At 36.7% G+C, this 19,548-nt stretch carries 20 protein-coding genes; 4 read left to right on the top strand and 16 right to left on the bottom strand.

The window, feature by feature from the left end:
- Positions 1–236 precede the first annotated feature (236 nt).
- Positions 237–932 carry a JAB domain-containing protein gene (locus tag HAV12_RS16540; protein ID WP_171570645.1) on the top strand — a complete coding sequence of 232 codons (696 nt, stop codon included), beginning with the start codon at positions 237–239 and terminating at the stop codon, positions 930–932.
- A 134-nt stretch (positions 933–1,066) separates the two neighbouring features.
- Here the strand turns inward: HAV12_RS16540 and HAV12_RS16535 are convergent, their stop codons facing one another.
- The 11 genes from HAV12_RS16535 to HAV12_RS16485 all read right to left on the bottom strand — a co-directional run bounded on the left by HAV12_RS16535 (position 1,067) and on the right by HAV12_RS16485 (position 12,009).
- Positions 1,067–2,857, bottom strand: coding sequence for a cytochrome-c peroxidase (locus tag HAV12_RS16535; protein WP_171570644.1), 1,791 nt, complete (start codon positions 2,855–2,857; stop codon positions 1,067–1,069).
- A 69-nt stretch (positions 2,858–2,926) separates the two neighbouring features.
- Positions 2,927–4,411: an alkaline phosphatase PhoX gene (locus tag HAV12_RS16530; RefSeq protein WP_171570643.1), complete on the bottom strand. Its 1,485-nt coding sequence runs from the start codon at positions 4,409–4,411 to the stop codon at positions 2,927–2,929.
- A 164-nt stretch (positions 4,412–4,575) separates the two neighbouring features.
- Positions 4,576–5,202, bottom strand: coding sequence for a PolC-type DNA polymerase III (locus HAV12_RS16525; RefSeq protein ID WP_171570642.1), 627 nt, complete (start codon positions 5,200–5,202; stop codon positions 4,576–4,578).
- Positions 5,203–5,204: 2 nt separating this feature from the next.
- Positions 5,205–7,124 carry a DUF294 nucleotidyltransferase-like domain-containing protein gene (locus HAV12_RS16520; protein ID WP_171570641.1) on the bottom strand — a complete coding sequence of 640 codons (1,920 nt, stop codon included), beginning with the start codon at positions 7,122–7,124 and terminating at the stop codon, positions 5,205–5,207.
- A gap of 154 nt (positions 7,125–7,278) precedes the next feature.
- Positions 7,279–7,650, bottom strand: coding sequence for a DNA topoisomerase IV (locus tag HAV12_RS16515; protein ID WP_171570640.1), 372 nt, complete (start codon positions 7,648–7,650; stop codon positions 7,279–7,281).
- A 193-nt stretch (positions 7,651–7,843) separates the two neighbouring features.
- Positions 7,844–8,419, bottom strand: coding sequence for a DUF1572 domain-containing protein (locus tag HAV12_RS16510; RefSeq protein ID WP_171570639.1), 576 nt, complete (start codon positions 8,417–8,419; stop codon positions 7,844–7,846).
- An 89-nt stretch (positions 8,420–8,508) separates the two neighbouring features.
- Complete coding sequence (locus HAV12_RS16505; RefSeq protein ID WP_171570638.1) at positions 8,509–9,081, bottom strand: pentapeptide repeat-containing protein; 573 nt, start codon at positions 9,079–9,081, stop codon at positions 8,509–8,511.
- An 85-nt stretch (positions 9,082–9,166) separates the two neighbouring features.
- Positions 9,167–9,388: a DUF6095 family protein gene (locus HAV12_RS16500; protein ID WP_171570637.1), complete on the bottom strand. Its 222-nt coding sequence runs from the start codon at positions 9,386–9,388 to the stop codon at positions 9,167–9,169.
- A gap of 75 nt (positions 9,389–9,463) precedes the next feature.
- Positions 9,464–10,276: an N-acetylmuramic acid 6-phosphate etherase gene (murQ, locus tag HAV12_RS16495; RefSeq protein ID WP_171570636.1), complete on the bottom strand. Its 813-nt coding sequence runs from the start codon at positions 10,274–10,276 to the stop codon at positions 9,464–9,466.
- 207 nt (positions 10,277–10,483) lie between these two features.
- Positions 10,484–11,152: a ZIP family metal transporter gene (locus HAV12_RS16490; RefSeq protein WP_171570634.1), complete on the bottom strand. Its 669-nt coding sequence runs from the start codon at positions 11,150–11,152 to the stop codon at positions 10,484–10,486.
- Between the two features lie 92 nt (positions 11,153–11,244).
- Entirely contained in the window at positions 11,245–12,009 is a 765-nt protein-coding gene (locus tag HAV12_RS16485) for a bifunctional 2-polyprenyl-6-hydroxyphenol methylase/3-demethylubiquinol 3-O-methyltransferase UbiG (protein WP_171570632.1), read from the bottom strand.
- Positions 12,010–12,168: 159 nt separating this feature from the next.
- Between HAV12_RS16485 and HAV12_RS16480 the strand changes: the two genes are divergently transcribed.
- Both HAV12_RS16480 and HAV12_RS16475 read left to right on the top strand, forming a co-directional pair.
- Positions 12,169–13,332, top strand: a complete 1,164-nt coding sequence (locus HAV12_RS16480) for a class I SAM-dependent RNA methyltransferase (RefSeq protein ID WP_171570630.1) — start codon at positions 12,169–12,171, stop codon at positions 13,330–13,332.
- Positions 13,333–13,418: 86 nt separating this feature from the next.
- Positions 13,419–13,658 carry a hypothetical protein gene (locus HAV12_RS16475; RefSeq protein WP_171570628.1) on the top strand — a complete coding sequence of 80 codons (240 nt, stop codon included), beginning with the start codon at positions 13,419–13,421 and terminating at the stop codon, positions 13,656–13,658.
- A 163-nt stretch (positions 13,659–13,821) separates the two neighbouring features.
- Here HAV12_RS16475 and HAV12_RS16470 read toward each other — a convergent pair whose 3' ends face one another.
- The 3 genes from HAV12_RS16470 to rlmD are packed head-to-tail and all read right to left on the bottom strand — an operon-like array spanning position 13,822 to position 16,555.
- Entirely contained in the window at positions 13,822–14,631 is an 810-nt protein-coding gene (locus HAV12_RS16470; RefSeq protein ID WP_132037872.1) for a DUF6048 family protein, read from the bottom strand.
- Positions 14,603–15,130, bottom strand: a complete 528-nt coding sequence (locus HAV12_RS16465) for a DUF6452 family protein (protein WP_171570626.1) — start codon at positions 15,128–15,130, stop codon at positions 14,603–14,605. Before HAV12_RS16465 ends, HAV12_RS16470 begins: the two co-directional genes overlap by 29 nt.
- A gap of 12 nt (positions 15,131–15,142) precedes the next feature.
- Complete coding sequence (gene rlmD / locus HAV12_RS16460; RefSeq protein ID WP_171570624.1) at positions 15,143–16,555, bottom strand: 23S rRNA (uracil(1939)-C(5))-methyltransferase RlmD; 1,413 nt, start codon at positions 16,553–16,555, stop codon at positions 15,143–15,145.
- Positions 16,556–16,712: 157 nt separating this feature from the next.
- Between rlmD and HAV12_RS16455 the strand changes: the two genes are divergently transcribed.
- The gene (locus HAV12_RS16455) at positions 16,713–17,762 is read left to right on the top strand and encodes a sensor histidine kinase KdpD (RefSeq protein ID WP_171570622.1); all 1,050 of its coding nucleotides are present in this window, start codon (positions 16,713–16,715) and stop codon (positions 17,760–17,762) included.
- On the opposite strand, the gene HAV12_RS16450 is transcribed toward HAV12_RS16455, so the two are convergent.
- Positions 17,763–18,206: a hypothetical protein gene (locus HAV12_RS16450; protein WP_171570621.1), complete on the bottom strand. Its 444-nt coding sequence runs from the start codon at positions 18,204–18,206 to the stop codon at positions 17,763–17,765.
- Positions 18,207–18,461: 255 nt separating this feature from the next.
- Complete coding sequence (locus HAV12_RS16445) at positions 18,462–19,448, bottom strand: aldo/keto reductase (protein ID WP_171570619.1); 987 nt, start codon at positions 19,446–19,448, stop codon at positions 18,462–18,464.
- Positions 19,449–19,548: the final 100 nt, after the last annotated feature.

Genomic DNA, 19,548 nt, shown 5'->3' with positions numbered 1-19,548 from the left:
GAGGCGGTTTTTTTTACTGCTGATTATAGGTTAAATTCTCTCGCAGATTTAGCAGATTGGGCAGATTTTCTTTTAAAGCAGATCCGCTGAATCCGCTAAATCTGCGTGAGAATATTTATTAAGTGCACAAATAGTACATATAAATTTTATTAGGTAAAAACTTAATAAAATTTATATAGCTAAAAAAAAATGATTATGTTTGTGTACATTACTACCTTTAAAAAAGCGGAATAAAAATGAATGTGAAGATAACCGATAAAGATAAAATTAGCGTAACCAATCCTGATGAATTATACGAAATCATGCGACGCATTCTTTTGCGCGATAATAAAATAGATCGCGAAAAAGAACATTTCTGGATGATAGGGCTAAACATGGCAAACATCATCCTGTATATAGAATTAGTGAGTATGGGGAGTGTGAAATCGACACAAGTAGAACCAATGAATGTATTCAGGGTTGCGGTTCTTAAAGGCGCAACAAGTGTAATAGCACTTCATAACCATCCGAGTGGTAGCCTGACTCCGTCTGAAGAAGATAAAGATGCTACAGACCGATTGATACAAGTGGGCAGAATTCTGGATATAAAACTTACAGACCACCTTATCATTACGACCGAGAAGTACATGAGTTTTCTAAATACCGGATTGATGGCGCAATTAGAAAAAAGCCTAAAATATGTTCCTCCTTATCTAATAGAGCAACGAATCGTCGAAATTAGAAAAAAACAGGAACAGGAACTTAAAAAAGAAAAACAAAAGACGGATAAACTTAAAGAAACGACAAAAACTTTAAAAATTGAAATCGAGCAAAGACTTGAAACTGCTGTAATCAATTTATTAAAACAGAAAATGACCATTGAACAAATTGCAACTGTTTTAAATCTTAGTCCAAAAGAAGTAGAGAAAATTAGTAAAAAAACCTCAAAATAAATTCAATAACCTCCAGCTTTAGCTGGAGGCTATTCAAAATCTTTGTGATTAAATTCTCCCGCAGATTTTGCAGATTAAGCAGATTTTCTTTTTTTAAATAGATCCGCCTAATCTGCTAAATCTGCGAGAAAAAATTAATTCTTCTGGTATCTTTTATCCGTCAGGGTTTTCATGAAAGCGACCAAAGCCTGTTCTTCTTTTTGATTAAGTTTTAATTCATCAAAAGGCAGCGTCTGGTTTTCTACGGCATAACCAAGACCTTTTCCTCCGCCTTTATTGTAAAAATCAACTACTTCTTCAAGAGTCTTAAAAACGCCATTGTGCATATAAGGTCCTGTAACAGCAATGTTTCGAACAGTTGGTGTTTTGAAAGCTCCAATTAACTGCGGCATTTTATTGTATAAATAACGGCCGGTATCCGGGCTCAGGGCCTTTCCGGAGGCGTCTTTCGGAGTTCCGATCACTTCATGTTCGGTTTTGGCATAATTTGGTGGAACAGTTCCGTTAAATAAAGGGGTAAAGTGACAAGTGGCGCATTTTGCCTTTCCCATAAAAAGATTCATTCCCTCAATTTCCTGATCGGTCAGTTTGTTTTCCTGTCCCCTCATATAATCGTCAAATCTGGAATCAAAAGCATTTAGCGATCTTACGTAGCTGGCAATGGCATTTTGAATTTGCCAGGCTTCCGGTTTGGCCGTTTTAGGATAGGCTTTTTTGAAAAGTTTGATATAAGCAGCATCCAGTAAAACCTGAGCGTGAATGTTTTTCAGGGAGCCATGCATTTCGTCTGTATTTTCGATTACATCAACACTTTGTTTTTCTAAATCCAATTGACGCATATCCCAAAATTGTGCATTCTGTAACGAAGCATAGGTTAGGGTAGGCGTGTTTCTCATCAGGTTACTGCCGTTTAGCGATACATTTGTTTTCAGGCCATCGGTAAAAGCCTTTTCGGGATGATGGCAGGTAGCACAGCTTCGGTCACTATTTTTGGACAGGCTTTTGTCATAAAATAATTTTTCTCCCAAAATGGCTTTATCAGTTGTATAGTTATAAGCTTCAGACAGCACAAATCCGTTTACATCAAAAGCATCCTTATCAAACAGAGTTATTGCCGTTGGTTTAAGCGGACTGCTTTTCTTTACATTTTTGATTTTTTCTTCCTGTTGAAAAGCTTTTATCTTTTTAGAAATTGGATTCAGGTATTTTGTTATAAAAACACCTCTGTTAAAGGAGTTAAAATCAATATTTGCTGTACAGTACTTTTGGGCTTCCTGTGTTAGTTTTTTTAAATCCGGTAATGTTGTATTGTCTGCATTTATTTTTTCGAGTGCTTTCGGAATAGCAGTTAAACTGGCACCCGCTTCCGGAATAGAAGACTGCAAAATCGGACTGTCAAATCCGGTAATTCCCAAAGCAATCACCCTAAACACGTTTTGCTGAATACCATCCAGAATATAATCATTACTGATCGCAATTACTTCAAAAGTGCTTTTTACCTGCTTAATATTCGACATAAAAATCTTTAATTCCCGAACTAAATCCTCTTTGTTTTTGGTGTCGTATTCGGGGTAAATAAGCTCTTCCATTACCTGAAAACCATGCGGTTCGAAAGACCTGTTTTCTTCCAGTTCCATTTCATCCAGTGCCGGGCCATTCATAAAACGGGCCGTTTCGGGAATGAAATATTCAATCGCCCATTCTGTTTTTTTATAAGCCAGGCGGGATTTTTTAAATTGGGCTACAATTGCTGCCGGCGCTTTATTTTCAACAACCAGTTTTTGAAATTGTATGATTTCGTTATCTAATTTGTTTAAATCAATGATTAAATCCTGTTTAACAGTAGTTTCAGAATTGGGATTATCTTTGCAGGAAATCAGGCAAAGTAATACAAACAGGAAGGTAAAGTGTTTTAATTGTTTCATAATACTTAAAAAGAAAATAACCCTTATTGAAAAAATAAGGGTCATAAATTTTATTTTAGTTTGAAATTATTATCGCTGTACGTCTCTGATAATAACAGTTTGTCCACCTTCTTTATTGGTGTTGATACCTGAACCGTCTGCATTTTTAAACGCGTCAAGCTGCCAGGTATGCGGGTGAATATTTACCGTAAAAGTGTTCGGAACACCAATTAAATCTGAAATATCTTCCATAGCACCAAACTCCCAGCTTCCAAATCTCATTTCACCAGTCTGGTTGTACAAAGTATTCCAGGCAGTATCTGTTCTTTTGTGGTTCATATTTAACCAAGGTTTATTTTGTTTCGATGCAATATTATATTGCCAGATATAGGAATCATGTTTAGCAGCTGCATAATAACTGTCACCATCTTCCTGAATATAAACATAGTTTTCAGTTACACAAAGATTATCAGGATTGATGATTCCTGTTCCAGGCGTACTGTCACCTTCAACTGCTAATTCAAGAGTTCCTTTTAGAGGATCGGCAGCATCCATTTTCAATTTATAAACTCTTCCCCACATGGTGTACCCGTCAACCGGAGCATTTGATGTCGCCTGTCCTGTGGCAGTAAAATAAACTTCTCTGTTATTACTTGCACTTCCTTTTCTGTAATCAACATCTTCCACTCTTGAAAAACGAATGGCTCCCAATGCGTTTACGGTAGTATTAATTACAGCTCCTGTAAGGTTTTTGGCATCCGGAATTTCAACAAATGAAACTGGGTATGAATTGTTTAAAGTCATAGCAGTTTCTACCTGATTTCCGTCCGTTCTTTTTAAAGCATATAATTTTCCGTTTGATAAATCACCTACACTATTACTCATGTACATGATTAATTGTCCGGCACTTACGTGTGAAGTCGCATAAGATTGATCTTCTCCGATCAGGATAACTGTTTTTCCAGGGTAAGCTTCCTTTGGTAACGGAACTGCGTTTTCCATACTTGCTTTTCCTAAAGCTGGTAAAACTCTGTCGGTTTTGCTTTTATCCGAAGATAATCCTAACGGATTAATTCCGTGTACCATACTTTCCTGGCCACTTTCGCCCGCAGTTAAGAAAATAGGGCCAAATCCGTTAATTTCCGGTGTTGCCAAAGTAGCAGAACACAAACGGGTTAATCCTCCAATTCCGTCTACCAGATAATCTCCTTTTACCGGTTTGAACGTTTTATCCAGATAAACTCTGGAAACGGATTGTAATATCTCGTGATTGGTAATCATAATGTAACCTTCTCCATTTGGATTTTTCATAAATCCGGCACCATCTGGCTGGGCTCCGTAAACAAATGCAGGTGATTGTGGTAAAACATCGGTACTGCTTATAAGTGTACTGATCTTAAGACCTTCGAAACCACTCATTGGGAATACAAAAGCAGGAACTTTTGAATGTGATGTAAAATCGATTTCAGCGTTGACCTCGTTAGAAGGGTTCTTGTTGTCATCATCCTGACAACTGATTACAGAAAGACCTGTAATACTCAGCAATGCCATTGATTTTAAAAAATTAAATTTCATAGTATTTTGTGTTTTTTATTTTTAACAAAGCTATCCTTCAAAAACAAAATATATGTTATGCCAATTTTTTATAATTGCTAATAAATAATAAGGTATGTATTACTAAATTGTAAATTGTGGTGTTTAATTGTAAATTTTAGCTTTGTAAAAAAAGCTTAAAATGACTATTTGAAAAGATAATTCAGATTAATGGCCTTCTTCTCTTTCAGTTTTTTGACAATTTTCAAAAAGGCAATGGCAGTAATATAGGCGTCTCCCAACGCAGTGTGCCGGTCTTTTTTCGAAATATCAAATTTATCGGCAAGATCATCTAAAGTATAATGGTCTTTTCGCTCAAAAAGATGCGATTTGATTAAGGTCTTTCTATATAAAACAGCAGTGTCTAAAGTGAGATTGGTTAGCAGGGGCAGTCCATTTCTTTCTAAAGCGCGATTGATCATCGTAACATCAAAAATGGTGTGATGGGCAATGATAACCGAATCTCCGAGAAAAGCCAGAAACTGTTGTAAAGCTTCTAATTCTGTCGGACGCTGAACGACAAAGGCTTTCAGGATACCATGAATCTGAGCCGTTGCTTTGTCGTAATGATCCTGTTCAATATAAATTTCAAAACTGTCCCGTATCGAAATAATACCATTTTGAAGGACCAAAGCACCGATGCACAGTATACGGTCCTTTTCATAATCAAAACCGGTAGTCTCCGTATCTAAAACCACAAAACGGGTTTCTTCGACTGAGATAGTTTCATCGAATAGCTTTTCTTCCTTCTTCCAAAAATTAAATAAACCCATGCTTATACGATATTTGAAATATTAAACCTGACGCTAATCAGTTCCTGAAGTTCCTTTATGGTTTTAAAAGTTCTTTTGAGTTTTATTTTTTCCATTTTGGATAGGGATTCCAAAGCGATAAATTGTCCGGAGTCATTGTGCAGAAGACCTTGTTTGGTTCTGAATTTCAATAAGGCTTTAAACGAGTACGAACAGGACAAATACAACTCCCTGTTATTCGGTTCGAGATCTGCCAGTTTTTCAAAACGTTCCGCCGTATTGCTTATGGATTTTACGGAATGTGATAAAATCAAAACCCTCGCTGCATCTGTCAGCGGCATTAATGCTCTTCTTTTAATATCGAAATTGTCTTTGTTGGCACCATCCTGTTCGACTAAAAACTGCCTGAAAAAACCCGTTGGGGAAGGATTTTGCAGAGCACCGCTTACGAGATGCACATAAAAAATCGGATTTGCTTTTATGTTTTCAAAAATAGCATCCGAAAGTTCATTGGCTATTTCAGCATCACCATAGGTTACGCTGTAATCAAAAAAGATAAAAGACAACAACACCTCATTTTTTCCCGGATTCGTAATCCAGTGATGCACCTGATTTTTCCAATCGTCCAGGCTCATGCACCATTTTGGACTCGAAGCCATCATGTCGGCAGGGCAATAATCGTAACCAATTTCAAAAAGGCCTTTGTTTACCAGTGCGGCAAATTTCAGGAAATAGACTTTTGTTTCTTCCCTGAAAACTTCAGAAACATTTTCATAAACAATAGAATTATCCTGATCGGTATGCAGCATTTGTTCGCTTCGTCCCTGACTTCCCAAAGCCAGCCAGGCAAATTTTACAGGCGGCGGACTGCTCATTTTTTCGATTGACATTTCAATAACACGGGTCGTACAGGCTTCATTTAATCCGGTGATGATTTTTGAAATCAGTGTCATTGGAATATTCTGGTCCAAATATCCCTGAAGCAACTGCATGATGCGGGCACGAATGGGTTTAATGTCTTTGGGTTTTTTAGCTCTTTTCAGCGCTTTTATCAAAACAGCCGGATTATTGCCGAGTGCTACCATGACATCATGTTTTGACAGGATGCCAACCGCTTTTGTATTATTGGTTCCATCTTTGGTCAGGCACAAATAACTGATATTGCTTTTCATCATAGCCATCTGCGCCTCCGTAACCGTCATTTTTTTAGGATACGTCACAACAGGTTTAGTCATGATAGTTTCTGCGGTGGTCAGGATCGAATAGTCACCCGTCACAATTTTATTTCGAAGATCTTTATCGGTAATAATCCCAATCGGAAGCATTTCATCGACAATCAATATGGCTCCGACTTTTTTCTTATTCATGATTTTTGCGACGTCTCTTGCTGTTGTTGACGGACTGCAGGTTACAATTTTCTTTGAATATTTGATAGGCTGTAAGTCAAAGGAATGACTTTCTGAATGCATTGATTCGGAAACCAGATCGTCACCGTAAAGTTTGTCTTTATGAATATCAGAATACGGATTTCGGGTATTGGAAGCATAACTTTCAATCAGGAAATTCCCCACCGTTCTGTTTTCGAGTGCGTATGGTTTAAAAACCGCTATCGGAATTGCGTAGAGAATGCTTTCTTCATGGGCAACAGCTTCCATGATATAGTTTTCCTGAGCCAAAAGCGGACGCAGTCCAAAAATATCACCTTCGTCACACATGTCGAGCACGACATTTTTTTGATTTTTCTTTAAAGCCACTGCGCCTTTATGCACCACATAAAAAGAATCGTGTGTTTTTTCGTTTTCAGCAAAAATCACGGCATCCTTTTCCTTATAAACAATAGAGATCTGCTCGGATAGTTTTTCAAGATCGGCCTGATGCAAAAAACTAAAAGGCGGATAATTTTTCAGGAAGTCGGCAACTCTATGCGAAATGGTATTTTTCATGCTTCAGATTTAGGTTGTAATGTAGTGCTAAAAATAGAAATGTAAAAGAAACACCTTTAACTTTTTCCAGGATTTAAAGCCAAAGTTTATTTTTCAGAAAAGTATATAAAAAAAAGCTCCAAAGGAACTTTTCTAATAGATGTAATGCGAAAATTTAGTCAATTTTAAAAACAGTTCCGCGTTGTTTCTCCTCAGAACCTACCATTCCAAATTCGAAAGTATAAGAATCTTTAGAAGTCGTTAAAATCTTCATGCTGATTGCTTTTTCCTCTGCCATGTTTTTCGGGTGTTTTTTCTGCAGGATATATTCGCAATCACTTACCCAGCGTACGATAGAAGTATCGGTTTTACCCTCAAAAGTTTCAATTTCAATATTGTCTTTACGTTCAAAAACGGTTGTTTTTTTTACGCCGTTTACTTCAAATTCAAATTTGAATTTTCCGGTTTTAAAGTCCTTGCAGTTGTGTTCTGCATCGTAGCATGATAGTAAAGCCAGTAATGGTAAAAAGAATATAATTTTTTTCATTTTAATGTAAGTTATTTTTTTTAGGAGCTAATTCCTGCTTTCCATTTCAATCTTTTCATTTTTTAAAGAAAAAAATGAAAAGGATTTCCATTGCAATCAGGGCTAGGGCTTTCGTTTTCATTTCACCTGAGTTAAGGCGATGGAATTTTTCGTTTCAGTAGGTCTTCGACTTCGCTCAGACGGACAAAAATGATTATTTCAGTTTTTTTAATTCGTCTTCGGTAAAGTTCTTAATTTCTTTTTCCTTGGCAAATTTTTCAGCGTTGTAATTTCCTGATTTATTCTTCGGAATTGATAAACTGTCCCAATCGTCTTTTTTTAATTGCTTGGCATAAAAAACAATCTGTCCAACGTGATACGGATAATGCGCCAATTGACGATTAATGGCTTCTATAACGGTATGACCTTCGTTTCGGATATAAATTATTTCAGAAAGCTGTTCTGTTTTTAAACTGTTCAATGTATTCAGAAAACAATCCCAGCCTTTATTCCAAAGAACTATAACTTCCTCTTTTGACTGTAAGTCATTTTCAAATTCTGTATCACGGTTACGCCATTCTTTTTCACCATCGGTCGTTAAGAAATCGGTCCAGCGTGATAACATATTGCCGGAAACGTGTTTTACAATGGTAGCTATACTGTTGCTGTCTTCATTTACGGTGGTAAAAAGCTGCTCCGGTTCCAGTTGTGCCATTGCTTTTTCGCCTAATGTTTTATAATATAGAAATTGTTTTTTAACGCTTTCTAAATAGGAGTTGGTTGCTTCCATGATTGTTTTTTTTTAGCCACGAATTTCACAAATTAAAATTATTAATTGTTTCTTACTGAAATGGAAATTCACAAATACGTGTATCTTTTTTATATAATTTTAATATCATACTTATCTAAAAGACCTTCAATTCCCTGCGTCGAAAATTGTGCTTTTCGCATCGGATTAAATTCAGGGTCGATTTTATAATTATAAGCCGTTCTGAAATCCACAGCGGCTAATTGGGTTTCATTAAAAATGGCACCTTCAAGGTTGCAATGATCAAAAAGCGAACTGGTCAGATTGGTTCCGATAAAAGTAACTTCCCGCACCGAACAATTGATAAATTTGGTTTTCGGCATTTTTTTGTTCGAAAAGATAGCGTAGTCCAAAGCGCTTTCTTCAAAATAAACCTGAAATAAAAAATCATCACATTCACTAAATGCAATTCCCAGGAGTTTACAGTTTTTGAAAGTCACATTTTTTAAACTTGTTCCCGCTAAACTGGTCATGGACAGGTTGCAATCGATAAATTCGCAATCCAAAAAAGTATTGTACGCAAAGTTGCTGTTGGAAAAATCACAGTTTTTAAAGACACAATCTTCAAACTCCCGGTTGTTTATTTTTTTGTCAATATAAATGACTTTGTCGAATGTTTTCTGAATGTGTATTAAACTTTCCATTTTTCTATTGGATAAAAGAATTTTTAACTTGAAAATTGATTAAACCCGACAGGTTTTTAAAACCTGTCGGGTTTGCGTAAGTGACTTAGTCATTAAACAACCCTCTCATCATGGTTTTCAATCCGTAAAAAATTAAAAACATGGCGCTTAAACAAGCTAGAATTCCGATTCCCAAAACCAGATAGTGCCAATTGGTATGCTGATTCATAAATGCATTATAAATCAACGAAGGACCAATAAACAAAAGAGGTAAGGAACCTGTTAGATATTTCACGCCTTTTCCCAGTAATTCTTTATTTGTTGCCATTTTTTTGTTTCAGGTTTGAAGTTTCAGGTTTCAGGTTGCGAACTTTGCGGTTCACTAAAAAACACTTGTTTTATCCTATAAATTATAATTGTCAACTGCTTTTCGTACGCTTCCGTGTTTTTTCAGCAGATCAGACGCTTCTTCATAGGAAACCGGAATTTCTCCCATAATCATCTTTACACCGCGATCGACCAATTTGACATTGCTTAATTGCATATCAACCATTTTGTTGCCTTTTACTTTTCCAAGCTGAATCATGGCTGCAGTCGAAATCATATTCAAAACTAATTTTTGGGCTGTTCCGGCTTTCATTCTGGAACTTCCGGTAACAAATTCCGGTCCAACGACAACGTCAATAGGAAACTGCGCTGTTAAAGACAAAGGGCTTCCGGCATTACAGCTAATAGAACCCGTTACAATATTATTCTGATTACAGCTTTCCAGTCCTCCAATAACATACGGAGTGGTTCCGGAAGCTGCGATGCCTATAACAACATCGTTTTTGTCAATATTATGCGCCTGTAAATCAATCCAGGCTTGTGTGGCATTATCTTCGGCATTTTCTACTGCACGACGAATAGCTGTGTCGCCGCCTGCAATGATTCCGTTAACCAGATCAAATGGAACCCCGAAAGTAGGAGGGCATTCAGAGGCATCCACAACACCCAGGCGTCCTGAGGTTCCGGCGCCGATATAAAATAATCTTCCGCCTAATTTTAATTGGTTTACCACTTGTGCCACAAGGGCTTCAATTTGTGGTAAAGCTTTTTCTACGGCATGCGGAACGGTTTTGTCTTCGTTATTTATATTGGTAAGCAGTTCGTGAACGGACATTTTTTCTAAATGTTCGTATTTGGATGCCTGTTCCGTGGTTTTAGTAAAAGTCATTGTGTTTTTTGGGTTCTAAGTTGCAAGGTCTCAAAGTTACAAAGTTTTAAGGCTTTTAACAACGAAATATGTGGTAAGGACGGAGTTTTTTGCGTGAGGGACAGGAGCTGTCCGCCGCGGCGGAGCGGATAGCCAGACCGCATTTACTAAAGGCACCTGTCAGCGGTTTGTTACATGGCGCCTTTAGTAAATGGGGACACGCCCTGATTACAGGAAAAAGGCGAGAACGATTCCAACTACGATCATGGATACTTTGGCGACATTGAACTTGTGTCCTTCGCTGCTTTCGAAAATAATGGTAGAGGAAATATGAAATAAGATTCCGATCACGATGGCAGTAATCTCGGTGTAATAGTCATTTAAAACAGGCAGATAATCGGATGCGATTGTGCCCAGCGGAGTCATAACGGCAAAGGTAAGCATGAACACAAAAATGGCTTTCTTGTTTAAATTTGCATTGATGAAAAATGTCGTTAAGATAATAGCAATCGGTAAGTGATGGATCGCAATTCCGAGGGCTAAATCGTGGTGATGGCTTACAGGAAAACCTTCCAGAAAAGCGTGGATACATAAACTGATAAAAAGCAGCCACGGAATCTGGGACATTTGTGCATGTCCGTGTACGTGACCGTGTTCGGCTCCTTTAGAGAAAAATTCAAGAATAATCTGAAATAAAATCCCGATCATTATAAAGAGTCCGATATGGTGATTGTGGGATTCGTAAACTTCCGGCAATAAATGCATTACCGTTAAGGATAATAAAAAAGAACCACTGAAAGCAAGTAATAATTTTAGATTGGTTTTGCTCTTCGGTTTTAAAAACAAAGCTACAAGATAACCTAAAAGTACAGAAAATAAGGGTAATAAATAGTTCATTTGTATTTTGTTTAATCGTTGATTCGTTTCATCGGTTAATTGTTTTTTTGTCTAAGCGATTAAACGGTTACACAATTAAACGATTAACCAATTTATTTAAAAATCATGATTAATCGTTCGCTTTCCGTTTTGTGGAATTTTTTGAGTTTGTAATCCCCAAAAATATCTAATAGGAAAATACCCGCTTCGGCCATTAAGTCTTCAAAATCTTTTAGCGTTAGGGCTTTTACTTTTTCGGTGAAATGAAATTGCCTTCCCTGATCTTCAAAGTCTATTTCCTTAATAATATGTCCGTCCTTCAAGTATCTTTTGATTTTAAAATCGATATCATCAACGGTTTTTACTTCTTCAGGCACCAACGTTTCGATCACCTGATTCACGTTCATAAAGTCAATTACGGCAAAACCATATTCGGATAAGCTGTCTTTTATGGCTTTTAGGGTGGTAAGATTGTCTTCATCACTTTCGAAATAGCCAAAACTGGTAAATAAATTGAATATGGCATCAAATTTTTCTTCAAAAGGTTCACGCATATCGTGCACCTTGAAATGAAGTGTCTCGTTACTGTTTTTGCTTGCTTCAGCGATGCTGTTTTCTGATAAATCGGCACCTAAAACATTAAAACCCAATTGGTTTAAATAAATAGAATGGCGACCTTTTCCGCAGGCAAGATCCAGTACTGTTGCTTTTTCGGGCAGGTTCAGGTAATGCGTCAGATTATCCATAAAAATCTGGGCTTCCCTGTAGTTTCTGTCTTTATAAAGAATGTGATAATACGGAGTGTCAAACCATGAAGTAAACCAATTTTCGGTGTTACGTTCCTGATTCGGTGTTGAGGAGTTCGATGCGTCAGACATTTATTCTATTTCAATTAATTCAAAGTCCCGCAAATTTAGTGTATTTTTGCCGAAAAATAACTATTTCGCAACGATACCTCATGAATCGTTGTGTTTAAGGGAAAGTTTTTAATGCAGATTCGGTTTTGATCGGAAATCTGTTTTAATTCAAATAAGAAAATGGAAGAAAATTTTAGAATGATAGCCAAATGTTTTTTTGGTTTTGAAGAAATATTAGAGAATGAATTGCGTGCGCTTGGTGCTCAGGATGTAGAAAAAGGAGTTCGAATGGTAAGCTTTAAAGGCGATAAGGGTTTTATGTACAAAGCCAATTTATCGTTGCGTACTGCCCTTAAAGTTTTAAAACCCATTTACTCTTTCAGAGCCAACAACGAGCAGGCCTTGTACAAAGGAATTTCCGGAGTAAACTGGTCTAAATTGCTGAACGCCAATCAGACTTTTGTAATTGATGCCACCGTGCATTCGACTTATTTTAATCATTCCGAGTTTGTTTCTCAAAAATGTAAAGATGCTATTGTAGACCAGTTCAGAGAAAGAACGGGACAGCGTCCGAGTATTGATAAAGCGTTTCCGGATTTAAGGATTAACGTTCATATTGATAAAGATCAGGTTTCGGTTGCTTTAGATACTTCCGGAAATTCACTGCATCAGCGTGGTTACAGAACAGCCACGAATATTGCGCCGATTAACGAAGTTTTGGCAGCAGGAATTTTATTGTTATCCGGTTGGGAAGGGCAGAGCCATTTTCTTGATCCGATGTGCGGGTCAGGGACTTTTCTGGCAGAGGCAGCCATGATTGCGTGTAATATCCCGGCAAACATCAACCGTAAGGAATTTGCATTCGAGAAATGGAAAGACTGGGATAACGATTTATTTGATGACATTGTAAACAGCCTGATGAAAAAAACAAAGGAATTTCATTATACCATAAAAGGTTTTGATAAAGCGCCAAGTGCCGTAAACAAAGCTAAAGACAATATAAAGAATGCCAATTTGGAGGATTATGTTTCCATTTCTGAAAACAACTTTTTTGAAAGTGAAAAAGCGGTTGAAGGAAAGTTACACATGGTTTTCAATCCGCCTTATGACGAACGTCTGGACATTCACATGGAAGAATTCTACAAAAATATTGGAGATACTTTAAAGAAAAGTTACCCGGGCACTAACGCCTGGTTTATCACGGCCAACCTTGAAGCCCTAAAATTCGTAGGCCTGAAACCTTCCAGAAAAATCAAACTTTTCAACGCAAGTTTAGAAGCGCGTCTGGTTAAGTACGAAATGTACGAGGGAAGTAAGAGAACGAAGTTTCAGGTAAACGAATAGTTACAAAGAGGCAAAGGTTCAAAGGAACAGAGTTTTTTCTTTGTCCCTTTGAACCTTTGTAGCTCTGAACCTTAAAAAAGAAAAAAATGACTAAACTACAAGTAAGAGGATTTTTATATCAATTAGGATGTTTTGCTATTTTGTTTATAGCAGGACGATATTTGGTGGCTAATTACACCGGATTAACGGGACTTTGGATTCCAATGACGGCTTTTATCGCTGCCACTTTGATTTCGCCTAAATTTCAGGCTGTGAAAACCAAGGACGGCGAAAAACTATTTATGAAATGGATTTTTCTAAAAGGAATTAGGGAAATAGGTTCTTAGAGTTTCTCAGAGGTGCTAAGGTGCTTAGATTCTAAGGCTCTAAGGTTTAAAAAAAGCTGCAAACAACAAAATTAAAAGCCACAAATTCATCTTTGAATTTGTGGCTTTTAATTTTATCTTAGTCACTTAGAACCTCAGTACCTTAGCACCTTTTAAAAAAAAACTATTTTTTAGGAGAGACATTCTTCAGTTCCGGAACAATTACTTTTTTCTTGTAAAGCGGAATAAAGTAAGAAACGGTATAATTAAAACCTACTCCGAAATTTCCGTCGTACGTTCTGTTGAAGCCGGGAATATAAAGATTTTCGAAATTACCAGGTTCTTTGTTGCTTACCAGAAGCTTCAACTGAACTCCGAAACCTACGAATACGTTATTAAAGACTTTTGCTTTAAGCCCCATGGCAACTTCAAGCCAGGCCGCTGTAAGTCCATTGTATTTTTCTCCTGAAACAATTGGGGTTTGCTGTCCCCAGTACGGATTTGGATTATAGATCTTGTACGTATTCAATTGCTGGCTAAAAGTACTGAAACCTCCGCGCAGCCCTATCGTGATAAGATTCTCCATGTCCAGCCAGTTCTGATACGTATTGTAATCAAAACCTCCTTTTATGTAGGTTCCTGTGGCTGTTGAGTTTAATCTGTCGTCATCTGTGGTTTTATCCTCAAAACCAAGTTCTGCAGCCAGATAATACTTTTTCGTTAGACGAAAATCTCCCACAAATTCGACGCCTTTATAATCTTTGTCGTAAAAACCGCGTGTCAGTTTGTACAAGTCAACACCAACCCGAAGTCCATATCGATTGGTTTTTGGAAGAATAGTATCTGTGGCAGTTTCCTGACCAGCTGGTTTTTTGATTTCTGATTTTGGTTTTTCCGGAGCAGTTTCTTTTGTTTTGACTGTTTCCTGAGCGTGAACCAAAAACATTGAAAACAATAAAGGAATACTAAAAAAATACTTTAATATGTGTTTCATTTTCGAGTTCAATGTTAGGGTTTATTATAAAAATGTCCTGCATCCAAACTCCGTCACCGGTAGGATCCGTTCTTTGAAAAGCACTTAAATTAAAGATGGTTTTAAAGCCACAAGCTCTGGAAACATAAGAATTCTGACGGGAATAAACGAAATTTATTTCATCAGAATTAACAAGGGAAGCATTCGTACTGCCATAATTGTTAATAAATGTATAGGTTGTTATATCTGTATCCGTCCTGAGCGGAATAGCAATCGAGTCGGCACTGGTTAGGTATTTTGTATCATCAAGGGCACTTTCATTAAAAACAACACTCAGTGCCTGATCCTTTCCGGTTACCCTAAGATTATTTACCCTTTTTCGTAAGGTTGAATTGTTTATATCGTAAAAAGTGATTACTAATCGTGGCGTTGTTGGGGTATCCGGGTCACAAATATCATCTTTCTCGCAACTGGATAAACCAAAAGCAAAAACCAATAAAAATGAGATTATTTTTTTCATGTATAATTTTTGTTATCGAAGTTCTAAAAGTACAACATTTTCAACATGATGTGTTTGCGGAAACATATCTACCGGACGAACGCGTGTTACTTTGTATTTTTCATCCATCAAAGCCAAATCACGTGCCTGTGTAGCCGAATTACAACTTACGTAAACTATTTTTTTAGGAGCAATTTTCAAAATCTGATCAATAACGGCAGCGTGCATACCGTCTCTTGGCGGATCTGTAATAATAACATCCGGTTTGCCATGCTGGGCAATGAAGCTTTCGTTAAATACAACTTTCATATCTCCAACAAAAAACTCGCAATTTGTAATATTATTGCGTTCTGCATTGGCTTTAGCATCTAAAATTGCTTCCGGAACACTTTCTACACCAATTACTTTTTTTGCTTTTTTAGAAACGAACTGTGCAATAGTTCCTGTTCCTGTATATAAATCATAAACCGTTTCATCACCGGAAAGACCTGCGAAGTCACGTGTTATTTTGTATAATTCATAAGCCTGATCGGAGTTGGTCTGGTAAAAAGATTTAGCATTAATACTAAATTTTAAACCTTCCATTTCTTCCAGTATATAATCCCTTCCTTTATACAGTTTAATATTCTGATCGTAAATGGTATCGTTTTGTTTTGAATTTACGACATATTGTAACGAGGTAATTTGAGGGAATTTTTCGTAAAGGTGATCTAAAAGAAGCTCACGATTTTTTTTGTCATTTTCGAAAAACTGAATCAAAACCATTATTTCACCGGTAGAAGCGGTACGAATCATAAAAGTTCGAAGTAAACCGGACTGCTCTCTCGGGTTAAAAAAGGCTAAATTATGTTCGTTTGCAAAATCCCTGATTTCGTTTCTGATTGCATTTGAAGGATCTTCCTGTAAATAACATTTGCTGATGTCTAGAATTTTATCCCACATTTTCGGAATATGAAAACCTAAGGCATTTCTGTTTCCTAGATCTTCAGTGCTATCAATTTCTTTTTCAGTTAACCAACGGCTGTTAGAAAATGAAAATTCCATTTTATTTCGGTAGAAAAACTGCTTTTCTGAACCCAAAATAGTTTCGAATTCAGGAAGTTCAACTTTTCCAATACGCTGCAAATGATTTTTTACTTCGTTTTGTTTATAATACAACTGTTGGCTGTATTTCATGTTTTGCCATTTACATCCTCCACAAACTCCAAAATGATCGCAAATCGGCTCGATGCGATGTTCTGATAATTCATGAAATTTTACGGCTTTACCTTCATAATAGGCTTTTCTCTTTTTAAAAGTCTGTACGTCAACCACATCACCAGGTACTACATTCGGAATAAAGATAATTTTTCCGTCAGGAGCCTTGGCTACGGATACTCCCTTTGCTCCGGCATCAAGAACCTGAATTTGATGAAAGACAACTTTGTCTGTAATTTTTCTTCCCATAGCGCAAAAATAAGGGTTTGTAAACTTTTATAAATTTAATTTTTAAAATATTTTACCATTTTTTTTAATTTGCTAGTTTAATTGAGTTTAAAAGGTAACTTTGTTTTAGCAAAATCCCAAATGCTACATTTTTAACCTATCGTTTTGTTATTTTTTTATGAAGTTGTATCACAATCTTTCACAAATTGGCTTTTTAAAAAAAAGTTATGCCTTCAAATTCCTGTTTGTTGCTTTTATAGGTATACACATCCCATTAATCGGAATTTTATTCTTTGTGCTCTATTTTGATACTGAAATTTCGCCGGCTTCTATTTTAATTTTTTCCCTGATAATGACATTATTGGCTACTTTAGTGACGCTTTTAGTTTTAAAGCAGCTGATAAGACCAATTGCAATTGCTTCAAAATCTTTAGACGATTACAGGAATAACAGAAGATTGTCTGTTTTGCCAACCGAATATCCCGATGAGGCAGGTCTTTTGATGTGTAATATTCAGGAATCAATTTATGAGGCAGAAAGTTATATCAACGAAAAACAGGATTTGATTTATATGCTTTCGCACGATTTAAAGAATTTTGCCGGAAATCCCCAGGGGCTCGCCAATTTAATTATAAGTGAAAATCCATCGGACTCGGTAAAAAATCTGGCGGGATTAATTTGTGAATCCACTAATTTGCAGTTTCGATACATCGAGAATTTTATAAAATTACTGAATGAGCAGGATCAGATTGCCAAAATCAATCAGGAAGTAAGGACTATTGTATTCCCTAATATTCTGCCTTTTATCAACGAGCAGGTAGAACAACGACTGATTGATAAAAATATAAAGCTGTCTCTGAGTTTAGAAGTAAACGAAGCCAGGCTAAGAATCGATGAAGGTTTATTGGTGCAGGTTTTGGTGAATCTGATTAGTAATGCCATTAAATTCTCTTATTTTGACAGTGAAGTCAAAGTTCGGATTTACTTCGAAAAAGAAAAATTAGTGATCACTGTTACTGACAAGGGAATTGGTTTTAACAAAGATCAGATCGAAGAATTATTCAAGAAATTCACGACCATGAGCCGATTAGGTACTGCAAAAGAAGCTTCTACAGGAATTGGTTTATATTTGTGCAAGAAAATCATAGAAAGAAACCGTGGTGAATTAAGTGCTGCCAGTGAAGGAAAAAACAAAGGGGCCGAATTTAAAATAGTTTTTGACCTTTAATCAGGATCTTTTCTTGATAATTTCATAATTGATAATGGTGAAAAAATAGAAGCAGGAATCGGCTGTGATTTTACCCAGGATAATTCCGAAAAAATAATTTCCGCACAAAATCGGCATCCAGTACATACAAAACGGACGGACGACTAAAAAATCTAAAAAGGCCGGATATCCAAATTCCAAAACCAAATTTTTGACAAGCGAAAGAATTTCCTTAAAACTTGTTGCTTTGTTTTGAATCTTATTCTGTAGTGCCATTTTCCTATAAGAAGAAATCAGAATAACACCGTAAAAAGCGAGATATTCTGCAAAAGTAATCAGATAGGCTGTTGTTAATCCGCTGTAAATTCTACTGAAAAAAGAAGTGAGCAGTGCCGCTGTCGTACTTGCCAGTTCAGCATATTTATATCGGTTAAACCATTCCTTGAAATTTGATTTTGTAAGCATTTTTTTAAGGTTCAGAGATGCAAAGTTACAGAGATGCAAAGGTTTTTTTGCAGGAAAATTTTATAAGGACTTTGTTCCTTTTTTTAAGGTTCAGAGATTCAAAGTTACAAAGTTGCAAAGGCTTTTAGTTGGAAAGTATATAAAACTTTGTCCCTGTGCCCCTTTGAACCTTTTTTAAGGTTTTTAGAAGGGAAGTTTATAAAAACTTTGTCCCTCTGCACCTTTGTCCCTTTGAACCTTTTTCATTAGAAAAACCTACCAAAGATGGTGCACGGAAGATTTGATGTATTTTTCATAAATGCTATTCATGGCTGCAATTTTCTCTGAAGTCAGTTTAGGTAAATCATATACCGATACATTAGATAAGACGTGATTTGTTTTTGACGCGCCCGGAATAATACAGCTTATGTCTTCAAAACTCAAAATCCACTGTAAAGCGTAAGGAGCCAGATTGGAAGCTTCAGGAAATAAGGATTTTAATTCCTGTACCGCTTTAAGACCCAATTCATAATCTATTCCTGAAAAGGTCTCGCCTTTATCGAAAGCATCTCCGTTACGATTAAAGTTACGATGGTCCTGTGGATCAAAACTGGTTTTTGAATCAAATAAACCGGTTAAAAGTCCGCTTGCTAAAGGAACTCTGGCAATTATTCCAATGTCTTTCTTTCTGGCTTCAGAGAAAAACAATTGGGAAGGACGCTGACGAAACAAATTGAAAATAATCTGAACCGTAGTGACATTCGAAAATTCGATTGCTTTTAAGGCTTCTTCGACTTTTTCTACGCTCACTCCTAAATTTAAAATTTTTCCCTGCTCTTTTAAACGGTCAAACATTTCGAAAATTTCAGGTCTGTAGAAAACTTCAGTAGGAGGACAGTGCAGCTGAATCAGATCAATCGTTTCCAGTCCCATTCTTTTCAGGCTGTCTTCCACAAATTGCTGAAGCACTTTAGGCTGATATCCTTCATTGACGTGTGGATTAATATGGCGCCCGCATTTTGTAGCGACATAAATACGTTCAGAGCGGGAACGAACCACTCTTCCGACAGCAGTTTCACTTAGTCCATTTTCATAAACATCGGCGGTATCAATAAAATTAACACCATTGTCAATAGCAGTATTTAGAAGTTCGTCAGCAGTTTTATTGTCAAAAGCAGAGCCCCATTTTCCTCCAACTTGCCAGGTGCCAAGGGAGATTTCTGAGATATTAAAATTGGTTTTGCCTAGTTTACGGTAGTTCATTTTTTTTTTTTTAAGTTGCAAAGGTTCAGAGGTTCAAAGGTGGTGGTAGTAAATTTAGAAAAACTTTGTACCTCTGAACCTTTGCCGCTTTGTACCTTAA

It is taken from the genome of Flavobacterium sp. CLA17, assembly GCF_013112255.2.
Lineage (GTDB): Bacteria > Bacteroidota > Bacteroidia > Flavobacteriales > Flavobacteriaceae > Flavobacterium > Flavobacterium circumlabens.
The sequence above is the reverse complement of the archived record's forward strand: the minus strand, read 5'-3'. Positions and strand labels throughout refer to the sequence as shown.

Excerpts from the sequence above, each read along its gene's own strand:
- HAV12_RS16540 (WP_171570645.1), top strand. The coding sequence starts at position 237 with ATGAATGTGAAGATAACCGATAAAGATAAAATTAGCGTAACCAATCCT.
- HAV12_RS16535 (WP_171570644.1), bottom strand. The coding sequence starts at position 2,857 with ATGAAACAATTAAAACACTTTACCTTCCTGTTTGTATTACTTTGCCTG.
- HAV12_RS16530 (WP_171570643.1), bottom strand. The coding sequence starts at position 4,411 with ATGAAATTTAATTTTTTAAAATCAATGGCATTGCTGAGTATTACAGGT.
- HAV12_RS16525 (WP_171570642.1), bottom strand. The coding sequence starts at position 5,202 with ATGGGTTTATTTAATTTTTGGAAGAAGGAAGAAAAGCTATTCGATGAA.
- HAV12_RS16520 (WP_171570641.1), bottom strand. The coding sequence starts at position 7,124 with ATGAAAAATACCATTTCGCATAGAGTTGCCGACTTCCTGAAAAATTAT.
- HAV12_RS16515 (WP_171570640.1), bottom strand. The coding sequence starts at position 7,650 with ATGAAAAAAATTATATTCTTTTTACCATTACTGGCTTTACTATCATGC.
- HAV12_RS16510 (WP_171570639.1), bottom strand. The coding sequence starts at position 8,419 with ATGGAAGCAACCAACTCCTATTTAGAAAGCGTTAAAAAACAATTTCTA.
- HAV12_RS16505 (WP_171570638.1), bottom strand. The coding sequence starts at position 9,081 with ATGGAAAGTTTAATACACATTCAGAAAACATTCGACAAAGTCATTTAT.
- HAV12_RS16500 (WP_171570637.1), bottom strand. The coding sequence starts at position 9,388 with ATGGCAACAAATAAAGAATTACTGGGAAAAGGCGTGAAATATCTAACA.
- murQ (WP_171570636.1), bottom strand. The coding sequence starts at position 10,276 with ATGACTTTTACTAAAACCACGGAACAGGCATCCAAATACGAACATTTA.
- HAV12_RS16490 (WP_171570634.1), bottom strand. The coding sequence starts at position 11,152 with ATGAACTATTTATTACCCTTATTTTCTGTACTTTTAGGTTATCTTGTA.
- HAV12_RS16485 (WP_171570632.1), bottom strand. The coding sequence starts at position 12,009 with ATGTCTGACGCATCGAACTCCTCAACACCGAATCAGGAACGTAACACC.
- HAV12_RS16480 (WP_171570630.1), top strand. The coding sequence starts at position 12,169 with ATGGAAGAAAATTTTAGAATGATAGCCAAATGTTTTTTTGGTTTTGAA.
- HAV12_RS16475 (WP_171570628.1), top strand. The coding sequence starts at position 13,419 with ATGACTAAACTACAAGTAAGAGGATTTTTATATCAATTAGGATGTTTT.
- HAV12_RS16470 (WP_132037872.1), bottom strand. The coding sequence starts at position 14,631 with ATGAAACACATATTAAAGTATTTTTTTAGTATTCCTTTATTGTTTTCA.
- HAV12_RS16465 (WP_171570626.1), bottom strand. The coding sequence starts at position 15,130 with ATGAAAAAAATAATCTCATTTTTATTGGTTTTTGCTTTTGGTTTATCC.
- rlmD (WP_171570624.1), bottom strand. The coding sequence starts at position 16,555 with ATGGGAAGAAAAATTACAGACAAAGTTGTCTTTCATCAAATTCAGGTT.
- HAV12_RS16455 (WP_171570622.1), top strand. The coding sequence starts at position 16,713 with ATGAAGTTGTATCACAATCTTTCACAAATTGGCTTTTTAAAAAAAAGT.
- HAV12_RS16450 (WP_171570621.1), bottom strand. The coding sequence starts at position 18,206 with ATGCTTACAAAATCAAATTTCAAGGAATGGTTTAACCGATATAAATAT.
- HAV12_RS16445 (WP_171570619.1), bottom strand. The coding sequence starts at position 19,448 with ATGAACTACCGTAAACTAGGCAAAACCAATTTTAATATCTCAGAAATC.